Origin of the sequence: Undibacterium sp. CY21W, from assembly GCF_014284265.1 — a bacterium.
Lineage (GTDB): Bacteria > Pseudomonadota > Gammaproteobacteria > Burkholderiales > Burkholderiaceae_D > Undibacterium > Undibacterium aquatile.
Map to the genome: position 1 here is coordinate 212,485 of NZ_JACOGE010000001.1, position 11,829 is coordinate 224,313.

The window sequence follows — 11,829 nt, forward strand, 5'->3', positions numbered from 1 at the left end:
GATGAATGACCCCGAAAATTGCCCAGTTCGTAAAAGCACTTGATACCCTAACTGCTCAGGAACGTTCTGAACTTTTCACCTTTATCAATAATCGTGAAAAGGCGACTTCAAGCGAGCGAATTATTCTCAATGAAGAACTGCGAAAAGCCCAGACCATCAATTTTGCACCTGGTCCGGGCGCTTGCCCAACGTGCGGCAAGTAATCCCCAAAACACGCTCGACGCTGGGCAAGGGGGTAGCAGCAAAATCTGCTGCGCCCTTATCCTAGCCGTTGGTTGTCCATGACTAATACCAAACACAATGATCAAATTGCCCTAGCTCTATCGGGTGGCGGGGTGCGGGCGATGGCATTTCACAGCGGTGTGCTGCGCTTCCTTGCGGAGCAGGAAAAGCTCGAATACGTTTCTAAAATTTCCACTGTCTCAGGCGGGAGCTTACTGGTTGGCCTGATCTTTAGCCGCTCGTCGATGGTTTGGCCGGGGTCGCAGGCTTATCTGAACGACGTTTGGCCTAGTATCCGCGACACGTTAACCACTACAAACCTGGAAAGAGCCGCTCTGTCCCTACTCCTTTTTTGTCCATCGAACTGGCGTTATACGCTGTCGCGGGCAAACGTTCTGGCACAAGCACTGGAGTCTGCTTGGGGAATATCTGGTGCCCTGTCTGGCCTGCCCAATGAACCGGAATGGTCCATCAACGGCACTACTGCTGAAACGGGAAAGCGTTTTCGATTTAAGCGCGAGGATCTGGGTGACTATGAGTTGGGCTACGCGCGAGCGCACGATTACCCCTTGGCGTCGGCCATGGCCATTTCGGCGGCTTTTCCGTTAGGGATAGGCCCCTTATCGATCAAGGTGAAAGACCACGATTGGTTTAAGCGCCCCGCCTGGAATAGTCCCGCCGACGCGTTGGAGCGGACCATCTTGCCGTATGAGCGCATTCACATCTATGACGGCGGAGTCTACGATAACCTAGGCCTGGAGCCGTTCTTTGATGCTGGCAAGTTGGTCAGGAAGGGGGACTATAGCGTCATTGCGTCCGACGCCGGTCTGCCGCTTGCCCGCCGGTTTGACTTGGGGCCGCTGTCGCCATTCCGGCTCGGGAGGCTGATGGATATCGTGACCGACCAAACCAGGTCCCTTCGCATTAGAACCTTTGTGCAGTATCTGATTCAGGGTGGGCCAGGCGCCTACCTGCAGATCGGATCGATAGGCGAACGAGTACTCAAGCAAAGCAGCAGGACGATTACCTTGGCACCTGACTTTCGTATCGATGCCACGGCGGCCGAGCGCGCCCGTAGCTATCCGACCCGGCTCCACAGCGTATCGCTGGATGCGTTCGATCTACTTGAGCAGCATGGCTACGAAACCGCCCAAGCTAACCAGCTGGCTTTCCCATATCTGTAACCGGCCACAGCGACACTTACAACCGGCGATAAGGCGCGCCTTGGCGCCGTGCGCGGATGTTGTCAGAATGCTGGCTAAGCTTATTGTACTTTTTCGGAGCGAAAGTCCCGCCCTTCTGAACCGCAGTGGTGCCAGTCATGGTATCGACCCAGCTCACGTGCGAGGTGCCGTTGTCCGACCAAATTAAGACATCGCCGCGTACGGTCGTGGCAACTTCCACACCTTTTCGATCCAAAAGGGCACGAATGGTGGGAGCAGGGTGACCATGCTGGTTGCTATTGTTGGCGGCGCAGACTGCCAGCTTCGGGCCGATCTCGTCAAGGAAGTCGCTAGTCATGAAGCCATTGTCCGCACCATGGTGAGGCAAAAGCAACACATCAACCTCACTGCAGGCGCTACGGCATGCCTTGATCAAAGCCGCGATATCGGTCGACTCGACGTCACCAAGGCTGAGCACGTTGAAACATCCAGTGCGATACAGCTTGACCGTCGAATTGTCGTTGGATTTATCGACGATCGTCTTCGGATGGTACACAATATCCTTGTAACCATAACCGGATGCATTCTCCAGCGACTTGATATATTCGGGGGTGACGGCAACACCTTTACGTTCACGAACAGCTTGGCAATACGCGACAATACGGGCTCGGCAAGCCTTACCGCACTCGGTGCTTGGCTGGTAGCCCGGATACTCAACGCATTTAGGCTGCCAAGTGTTCAAAATGTATTCCAGTTCCGACAGGTTGCAGTGATCACGGTCCCAGCTGGTGATATGCAGGGTATCGATGCGCGTCTTCTTGCACGCCTTCAGTTCGGCTACCACATTTGGTTGGCTGGTATCGGTTATGCGCGCTTCGAGCAGCGTGAACGTTTTACCGTCAAAGTACGAAAACGATGCGCCGGCATTTCCGAGCTGGTAGGCGCGAAACCGTGTTGGAATCACCTGCAGAGACGGCAGCAGGGCTTTTACCGATTTAGTTAGACTACTGATCGTCAAATCGTTCAGGCTCATTGCATTTCCTCCAAAAAATCAAATTGTTGGAAGCACGGATGACTGCCACTGTACGAACGAACAGCATTGACGTCCCAGTGAAAAACCCACACACTGCAATTCCCCAATCGCAAAGTGATATTTCACACGCCATTTTTCACCCAAGGGCATTGCCTTTGGGCGTCCGTTACTAGCACTCGATATGGTTGAGTGCTATGGCGCATTTTGCGCTCAGCAGTATCGGAAGTCAAAGCCAAAACTTCGTCAGCAGGATAACCACCGTGGTGCGCCGGCCGCCACTCCTATTCCGCCGTCGGCGCTTTGGGGGCAAAAGAGGTACCGGCGTCTAACTCGGGGCGGTCCGTTGGCTGGCTGGCCAGATGCCATTGAAAAAACACAAGCCGGAAAATGAACCACCATGTGTACAGCCCGACCAGCGTGTTGCAGTCAGCTGACGTCGCCAAACCGTGCGCGATGTCGTTGCGGAAGTTGGGGCCATCTTGGCGATCAAGCCTCAAAAGTTGGGCAGACCAGTTACCACTTCCAGTACCAAGGTTAGCTTGGCTTCTCGCAGATTGCGATGATCGGTATTGATTGGCGTGAACCACGCTAAGGTAATGACCAACCGTCGCCAGATTTTTTGAGCTGAAAAGCCAACTGGTATGGGAAATGCGTATTCGTGTTAAGGCCCTGGCGGCGTGATTGTTGTTGCCGCAGAAGCGGCTTTGCGTGAAGCTGTCTTTCGCGCTGGCTTCGCTGGCGTCAGGAATGCCTCGGTGCTGAGAATTAGCTCCCGCCCATACGCCTTTGCAGCATCCCACACAGCGGTGTGACTTACCGCCAGAAGCATGTAAGCGGCATGGGCCGCCGCAACGACCAAGACTACCGTTATCTTGTTTCCCATCGGTGTGACGATAGCCCACGACGTGCGCCATAAGATGAACGCGCATAGCACAACAATGATGACGTTCAGGCATAGCGCCAACATCTTGACCCCGAGCAGATTCCGGCGAAAACCGTACGTGACGTTTTCACTGAACAAGATGGAAAATTTCTTGGTGTCACGAGTATTCTGTCGAAGCCAGTTGCCGCACTGCCCATAGAAGGCGTCTGCTGCGCCGTGATCCGTGTTCTCTTCGTGGACGGTGGGTACGGCGACGCCCAGCTTCCCTGCGAGAAATTCTCGATATCGATCTTTGGAACCAGCATCGAGGGTCGTGTCGTTCCTGCGGAACATGGAGATCGAAGGCATGCCTCCGTGCTCGGCGTAGAGCTTGCCTTCGATTGCCTTGCCACGAGAGCGTGAAAGGTCTGCGATGGCGAACAGGAGCACAAGTAGCCCGAGCGTTGCTACCAGATTTGAAAGCCCGAACGACTTCCATGAAATCAGAAGCGCCAGCGCAGCAAGGGCGGGGGCCGCCGCGATGATCGCCGGGAATAGCCTGGCACGCAAAGAGTAGGCATCGAGCAGCTTGAACACGTCCATCACAGCCCCTCCACCTCGTTGGCAAACGCTTCCGCCGTAATCGCGACCGCGTTTGGGTGGCCTGGACCGCTGTAGTGCGAAATCCACTTGGTACGGGTGCAGTAAACGAGGAAGCCTCTGCGCATAAATGCGTTCTTCACTTGCCCCCTCGGGTAGTCGTCCTTATTTGAACCGACCGAGCAGAACGCTGTACCAATCTTGGTTTCTTGTGGCTGCTTGGGTCCAAGCCAAGCGTCCAAGACGCTGGGCGTAACGTTGTGCCTGCTTCCATGGTGGGGCACTTGCACAAATTCCGGTCTGACCAATCCGAGCTGAGCGCCGTAGTCTGCCGCTTCCGCTAGCCCGATAGGTCCAACGTCAGCCGTTAGCAGAACGCCTTTACCGTTAAGTAAACCATACTGCACCACGCAGCTTTCATTCGAGGCTGACGTCACAGCGTTCTCAGCAAGAGTTTCCACATCCCACTTTTCTTCGAGCCACTTTTTCGCAGCTTCGACCACCGAACGAATGATCCCTGTCCGTTTATCTTGCGCAGCTTCTGTCGTGTACCTCGTCGGCGTCTTCCCAAAATCGGGGATCGAATTGATGTACCGTTCCCTGGTCGGCGCAAGGACGGTGAACTCCCCGATCTTGGAGCCTTGAAAGGCCTCGTGGATGACGGTGCCCTTCTCGTTGGCAAGTCGCTCAAGTTCCACCAGATATTGATGCCGTTCTTTGATGTCGTCGATCAGGCCTTGTAGCGTGAAGTTGCCGTGGAAGTGTTCAAGAATTTCTGATGCGTAAAGCCATGGCCTGTTCATCCACAGATGCTTGACCTCCATCTTTTCCATTACGCCGACAAGTCCGGTCGCGTGATCGTCGTCAGCGTGCGACAGTACCATGTGATTGATGTGGTAGCCGGAATAGAACTTGTTGATGTGATTGATGATGGTTTCGGCGGTGTCGGTGCGACCACCATCAACAACATGAAGGTAGTAACCAGGGTTCTCGTCACCATACCGGATGACGATTGCGTCTCCGGACCCTTCGCCCACTGGCAAAAAATCGACCTCAAAGTTCATCTCTGCTCCTCGATATCTGCAAAATTATTTCCAATGGCATGCCGTTTTTCCTCGCGCCAGGAGTTACTTCACTGCACCCTGCAAGATTTGCAGGTCGTTTTCCCCGACGATGAGTTGAACGGCGGGGAGTCCATCGTCGGCCATGCCCAGAGCCAGATGAGCCAGTTGCACAAGGTCGTCGCGGCTGGGTGAAGCAGAACATCCTGGCGGATGGCTATGCCATTCACCTATGTAGCCGACGATACCCGCAGTGCGACGGGAAGCTTCAGCGACCGCCTCCGCTAGACCTGCAATGCCGCGCTCGAACGAACCTTGGCTGGATTTGCTGTCAGGGGGCGGCGGCAGGCCTGCGACCACGACGACGGCGCCGATGTTGAAGTCGTAGTATCCGAGCAGCACGCCGCCGGTCTCGTTCGGAAAGCCCTTCGTGCGCATGTCCCTAAGCTGCTGTTCCACACCTGTGTCAATGAACAGGGTGAACTCACCAAGCTGCATGTGGCGTTCCGTGGTCACTGGCACATCGTGGACCTCCACCGCGCCGCGAACCGGATCACGCTGCCATATCCGGATCATCGCGCCGTCCTGGGCTGCTGCCACGGGGATCTGCTCGGCAAGAGTGCTGGCCTGCCCCATGATCCGCGAATAGGGCAGAACCATCGAAATATCCCGGCAACTTGCGCCGCTCCAGAACGCCCCGGCATTGCCCGCGAGGTGATTGCTTCCCCAGCCCTCCTGAATTAAGGCGCGGTAGTACTGTGCCTCAAGGGTGCGTAGGCGAATGAGCCGTTGAGAGTCCTCCGCGAGCAACACCGCCGCGTTGCCGGTCGGCGTGACGAAGGTCGAAAAGTGCCTGGCGAAGTGATCGACCGCGCTGACGGCCCGAGGATATTCCAAGGTCGTTGAGGCATCGACCACCAGCTTCGCACCTGATAGTGCATCGGCGACTGCACCTGGACTGAAGTCGCTGGCATCCGCGTCCAGCGGGGTGACCTCGGTGGCCCCATCCATCGTCGCCGCATGCAAGTCCGCCACGACGGAGGCCTTGGGGTAGCCAATATGCTGCGAAAAGGCCGTATGTCGCGACAGGTTGTGCGGCTTGATATGGTCCTTGTCGACGACGGTCCAGCACCCCCAGCCGGCGCGCCCCCAAAGGTTGAGCATTGCGCTGCCGAGCGAGCCTGCACCGATCAGCACGCCGATGGGGCCTTCGTCTGCGATGCCAGACTGCTTCCTCGCCGCAATAGCATCGTTCCTGTGTAACACAGCCATTGGCAGCAGAGGTTGCGCACGCCAGTCGGTGACCGGCTGCACACCCATCAGTCCGGCTGCGCTGAAGTACTTTTTGTCATGGATGAACAACGCACCGGTGGCAACGCCGAGCTCCAGCCCACTCGTCAGCAGCACAAACGCGCGATGTGTCATGCTGACTGGCTCTTCACCTTCGACGCGGCAGAGGGGGATGTGGAGCAAGACGACCGTGGATTTGTCATCGGCTGATGCAGCGACTCCGCTGTCGCTCACGCGTGCCTGTAGAGTGGCTCGCAAGGTGGGCAATAGTTCGATGCCGCGTCTGGAGAGAATGTCGGCCAATTGCCCCAAGGTAGCGGGGTCGCGCTCCACAAAACCATGCACAATCGGCGGCAGCACCAACTCAATGGGTGCCGTCGTGCCGATTTTTACAGCGGCATCCTTGGGGACGGCTTCCAGGAAACATGTGAAGCTTCGATTGGGGCGCTCGGGGCCTCGCGCGATGACAAAGCGGTACTCGGCACTGTTGCGCAACGCCGGCAGATTCCATGGCAGCACCAATTCGTATTGGGTCGCGAAGAACAGATGCTCGACTGGCTGATCTGCGGGGTGTAGTTCACACCGTGCGCTTTTTTCGAGCCACCACTGGATTCGCCGCAGAAAATTCTGAGGCGTCCAGGTACGCATCACGGCCGATACGTGCTCGAAGTACAGACAAAGGCTAGCGGCAGTGCCTGGGACGCCCTGGTTCTGGTGCATCAGAACTGGAAAATCCTTGCGCAGCGCCAGTACCTCGACGAGTAGCTTGGGATCATCCAAAATGCACAGTGCCAGGCGTTCCCGGTACTGAATGCCTACGGTGTTCTTCGGAGGCACGCCGTCGCACTCGACATCGACGACCAAGCATTCGAGCCTCGGCGTTTCGTCTTTGCTGCACTTCAAGAGCTGCACGATCGTGAAATCGCGCTGTCGCGCGATGACATCATGAATCTGCCGAGCGCGCGGAATTGTCAGAGCCGTCGCGTCCGCGATCTCGACGACATTGACCAATTCGTGATACTCGCCGTCCATCAACCAGCCCGCGGAGGTGAAGACAGGATGACGGCCGGCGCTCCGATGGAGGCGGAACGAATCCAGCTGACACCGCCGCTCGTGATTTCGAACATAATGGGTTCCGGCTTGTTGGCGTTCGGCTCTTCCATCGTGACGAGGAACTTGCGGCCACCAACTTGCTTCAGATAACGCTCATAGGTTTTGCGGGCCTGGATGTGGGGAGGCTGCGTTTGGTCGTAGGAGTCCTTGGTGTCGGGGATTGGCTTGCTGCAACTGACGATGTACGCATCCTGCTTGCCCATGAGCAGAAGGTCTTTGATCAGTGGCTTGGGTTCGGTTTCCTTTTCACCTTTTTCGTCGCTCAGCGCGAGATAGCTGCAGTGGTGCGGGATGTTGTACAGATCCCATGCCAGCCTGTCCTCGTTTTTGTGGTACCGCGTCGTCTTGACGATGTCCTCTATGCTCTCCCAAGTGGCATCGCCAACTTCGAGGTAATCGTAGTATGCACCATCAGCACGAAAGCGCACATTGAAAACCAGCGACGCCTCGTTGCGGATGATGTCGCCTTCGTCGCAGTGCTTGATGAAAGGAGAATGGCAGAAGAACTCAACCTTGTCCGCCCCCAAAGAAAAACCGGGTACGATCTGGCCTGCATCGATGAACAGGTGATCGCGAGCAGAGGCAGACTCGCCGCGTTCTTTCAGGCGCGGTTCGAGCCAGTCAGTCAGTGCTTGTGGCTTTGAGAACACCAGAATGTCTTTGCCTTCCAGCAAACGGTACCGCGCTTCTTGCCGGAGCAGAACGAATTCTTCCATCTGATGATCGTTGTCAGCAGTTTCAAGCAGCATGGCAGCAGGAACCCATAGCTCGCGAATCTTGATACGTCCTTCGCCTTGGTACTTCTTGGCATGCTGTAGTTCGAAAAATTCGGTACTGCCCTGTATGTGGTCCAAGTCCGCATGGGTAAAGGCGACGACATCAAAGTCGTCGCGATTGGCTTTCTTCAGGTCGGCCTTCAGGGTTGCCTTGAGATCAATCTCCGGAGTGCTCGAATCTTCGGCCTTGTTGCGGTGGCAGAAATCGAACAGAACACGCCGGCCGCCGGACAGGACGATTTGCGTCGTGTCGCCGTTTCCGACTGGATAGAAGATGACTTGGTGTTTGTCTGGCACGATTGAATCCTCCCAAAACCAGTGGCCGATCTTGTGAATTAGCACTTGGCCACAGAGAGTGCTAATTGGTACTATATGTAGTGCATATGAGCTGGTAAAGACATTACATTTAGTTTATTTGATAATTCTACTGTATAAAACAACAGATATCCAGAGAGAGATTTTTTAAAACACTGCAGCTGTGTTTTTAGTGGGGCGGACTGCGACAGGCTGGGGAGGTGTGGGTAAGCACAGCCCCCGTTGATCAATCGTCAGTTGTAAGGCATTTTGTAAATTATGGTTTTTTTGAACCTATAAACCAAACTCAATGTATTGAAAATGAGATGAAAAATTTTGCTAAAAAACCAGCATTGACTGCAATACTTATACTTGCTGGTTGTACCGCAAATCACCAGCCGTCGAATTTTGCAAATGAAGTAAATAAAACAGAATCGGGACCTCAAGGAGTTTTCATGGCTATATCTCGCTCAGTCGGAGTTGAGATTGTGTCCGAAGGATCAACATCCTCAGGTGGCGGTATATGGCTAGGGAATGGTGAGGTGCTCAGTGCTACGCACATCTTTTTAAATGCGAAGTCACCGTCTGATCCGATCTTTGTTATCTCGGATGGGAACAGAATGAAGGCCACAGTGGTATTTCATGGAAATCCACCAAACAATGATCTTATACTGCTAAAAATTGATCCAACATTGGTTCCTGCATCGCTGGCTTCTGTAGCATCTCCACAAATTTGTAGCGATTTGGAGGCGATAGGGGCGGAATTATATGTGACTGCGCCTAATCATCGCATTTACTCCACTTATGCCTCACCGGTTGGTGCTGTTTGGCATAAAGGAAAAACGTTGTCTCAATCAACGACCGCACTTCTGAGTCACGGAGTATCAGGAAGCCCCGTATACGATACAAAATCTAACTGCTTTGCCGGTATTGTGAGTCGAATGCAGTTTGACTCTGTGAGTGTGGCAGACTCAAAAGCAGATGCATGTAAGATGGCTACATTGCAGATGGCAAATTTGGGAACGGGATCAACATGCGCCGTTGAGACTCAGACGATTTTTATGACCTCAGACGTTATCCAAGATTTTTTAAAAGGGGCCCGAGAGTACGTCAGAAATCATGAGGAAACCTAGTCAACTAGTTCAGAGCAAGGCCCGTTGTCGCAAACGGAGCCTTTCCATCAGTCTCGATTCCCACGATCAAATTAAGTATATCCTTCGCCATGGGCGTACCAAATTCCTCGGTTCGGTCATTCCTAATGAGTTCCCTTGTTCAGGTAGTTCCAGAAAATAGAATGCGTCTCCGTCTTGCGAAGGATGGCGACCAGTTCAGGAATTACATCCGGGAAAAAAGTGATCCTTTTTTTTCCAAAAGCGATTGCAAGCCTTGCGTCAATGCCATCGGATCCGGAACCCCACCAGAGCTGCGCAGCCCGACTTGAATCTGGGCCGAAAATTGTTACTCCCAATCCTCTTCCACAGCCTGTTCAAAATTTCCTCAAGAAACTTCCGCCAACCACGTCGGCTGAGCTGTCAGGTTTTCTACCGAATGGAACGCATAAGTAGCTGAAAATCAGATGCGCTCCTCGAATCTCACAGTTTAGAAGAAAGTTGCATTCTCACTGATGTGACTTATCAAAGTAGGTAGGATAGATAGGTGGATTCAGGTGCAACAGGGGCAAAATGGCGTTGGGTCGGATACTCTTAGTGAATACCGTGCATTTTCTTTTCCATCCATTTATTCAGCGTCATCAACACCAGACCTGCACCGATAGGAATGATAGTGAAGATCAGGAAGAACGTGGATAAGGAATAGGTTTCTGAGATACGGTCGATATAGCTGCCAGTAGAGCCGGCAATTTTGTTCGCAATCGCCGTGTTCAGGAACCAGACGCCAAACATCAGACCCAGCAGTCGTGGCGGCGCGAGCTTACTGATGTACGACAAGCCGACCGGTGAAATACACAACTCGCCCATCGTGTGGAAAAAGTAAGCGGCGATCAGGAAAATCATGCTGACGGAAGCGGTTTTCGCGCCGGCAGGAATGCTGGATGCGCCATAAGACAAGGCAGCAAAACCCAGACCCAGCAAAATCAGACCAGTGCCAAATTTGATCGGGCCGCTGGGGTTCCAGTATTTATCCCACATTTTGGTAAACATCGGTGCCAGAATCACCAGGAAAAAAGAGTTCAGAACATTGAACCAAGTGGCAGGTACGCTGGAGTTTTCCATAGAGAATTCACGACTGAGCATCCAGATCACGAGTGCCCAGATCAGACCAATACACAAGACCAGCAACAGATTCGACAACAAATAGCGCTTTGCGGTACCGATAAACAGTTTGATCAGCAACCACGACAAGATCGCCGTTGGTATGACTGTCATCAGGGAATTAATGATTTTGAACGCAAAGCCGCTGGTACCGACCAGTGTGCGGTCAGTGTAGTCTGCTGCAAAAATTGTCATTGAACCGCCAGCTTGCTCAAAGGCGAACCAGAAGAAAATCGTGAAGAAAGAAAATACGCAAATTGCTTTCAGGCGATCAGCGACGATATGTGGTGCAGCCTCTTCTACCGGTGCGACGGTCGCAGATCGCTGCGCTTTTGGCAAACCGATCTCACCGAAAATACCCTGACCGAAGTAAAACTGAATCGCACCGAGAATCATGAAGGCGCCAGCCAGACCAAAGCCGAGTGGCCAGGAGATTTTTTCACCAATATAGCCGCACAGTGAAATTCCGAAAAATGCACCGGCGTTCACACCCATGTAAAACAGGGTGTAGCCACCGTCACGACCGCTTTCATTATCTTTGGTGTAAAGCTGACCGACGATTGCGGAAATATTCGGTTTAAACAAACCTGTACCGGCAACGACCAGTGACAGACCGACGTAGAACATCGTTGGTGTATCAAACAGCAGTGATGCATGACCGGCAGCGATGATGAAACCACCCAGAACAACCGAGCGACGGCTGCCGAGGAATTTATCCGCGATATAGCCGCCGAGTATCGGTGTCAGATACACCAGACCGGTGTACCAGCCGTACAGATTGGTGGCGTCTGCGCGGGTCCAGCCCCAGCCGCCTTTGGCTGTTTCTGTGACCAGAAACAAGACCAGCAATGCGCGCATGCCATAATAAGAAAATCGTTCCCACATTTCTGTGAAAAACAAAACAAATAAGCTATCGGGGTGTCCCAGGATAGTGTTCACCCCTGGATTTTGAATTTTGTTCAAATTGCTCTCCGTTGTTGGTTTAATTGGATGATGATTCGCCAGCAAATAAATTTTCAAGCCTGAGGCAAGAATGATTTGAATTGAATCAATTCGGCGCGTAGCTTACCACGATGAAAAACTCATATAGAAAGACATATTGTGCGTCGCAGCAAATGTTGTGCCACCGTAGGCGAATGAGTGTG

General features: G+C 53.5%; 9 protein-coding genes. 3 read left to right on the top strand and 6 right to left on the bottom strand.

What is annotated here, in order from left to right:
- Nucleotides 1-5: 5 nt before the first annotated feature.
- Both H8K29_RS00910 and H8K29_RS00915 read left to right on the top strand, forming a co-directional pair.
- Nucleotides 6-203, top strand: coding sequence for a hypothetical protein (locus tag H8K29_RS00910; protein ID WP_186896031.1), 198 nt, complete (start codon nt 6-8; stop codon nt 201-203).
- 78 nt (nt 204-281) lie between these two features.
- Complete coding sequence (locus tag H8K29_RS00915) at nt 282-1,406, top strand: patatin-like phospholipase family protein (RefSeq protein WP_186896032.1); 1,125 nt, start codon at nt 282-284, stop codon at nt 1,404-1,406.
- A gap of 16 nt (nt 1,407-1,422) precedes the next feature.
- On the opposite strand, the gene H8K29_RS00920 is transcribed toward H8K29_RS00915, so the two are convergent.
- The 5 genes from H8K29_RS00920 to H8K29_RS00940 form a co-directional block, all read right to left on the bottom strand.
- On the bottom strand, nt 1,423-2,418 hold the full coding sequence (locus H8K29_RS00920; RefSeq protein WP_186896033.1) for a ComEC/Rec2 family competence protein: 996 nt from the start codon (nt 2,416-2,418) through the stop codon (nt 1,423-1,425).
- A gap of 661 nt (nt 2,419-3,079) precedes the next feature.
- Nucleotides 3,080-3,883 carry a hypothetical protein gene (locus H8K29_RS00925; RefSeq protein ID WP_222611400.1) on the bottom strand — a complete coding sequence of 268 codons (804 nt, stop codon included), beginning with the start codon at nt 3,881-3,883 and terminating at the stop codon, nt 3,080-3,082.
- Entirely contained in the window at nt 3,883-4,944 is a 1,062-nt protein-coding gene (locus H8K29_RS00930) for a ComEC/Rec2 family competence protein (protein WP_186896034.1), read from the bottom strand. Before H8K29_RS00930 ends, H8K29_RS00925 begins: the two co-directional genes overlap by 1 nt.
- A gap of 63 nt (nt 4,945-5,007) precedes the next feature.
- Nucleotides 5,008-7,263, bottom strand: coding sequence for a ThiF family adenylyltransferase (locus H8K29_RS00935; protein WP_186896035.1), 2,256 nt, complete (start codon nt 7,261-7,263; stop codon nt 5,008-5,010).
- A complete protein-coding gene (locus H8K29_RS00940) occupies nt 7,263-8,417 on the bottom strand; it encodes an MBL fold metallo-hydrolase (protein WP_186896036.1) in 1,155 nt (384 codons plus the stop codon). Before H8K29_RS00940 ends, H8K29_RS00935 begins: the two co-directional genes overlap by 1 nt.
- Before the next feature lie 323 nt (nt 8,418-8,740).
- Here H8K29_RS00940 and H8K29_RS00945 point away from each other — a divergent pair, with 323 nt between their 5' ends.
- Nucleotides 8,741-9,547, top strand: a complete 807-nt coding sequence (locus H8K29_RS00945) for a serine protease (RefSeq protein WP_186896037.1) — start codon at nt 8,741-8,743, stop codon at nt 9,545-9,547.
- A gap of 570 nt (nt 9,548-10,117) precedes the next feature.
- On the opposite strand, the gene H8K29_RS00950 is transcribed toward H8K29_RS00945, so the two are convergent.
- The gene (locus H8K29_RS00950; RefSeq protein WP_222611382.1) at nt 10,118-11,647 is read right to left on the bottom strand and encodes a peptide MFS transporter; all 1,530 of its coding nucleotides are present in this window, start codon (nt 11,645-11,647) and stop codon (nt 10,118-10,120) included.
- Nucleotides 11,648-11,829: the final 182 nt, after the last annotated feature.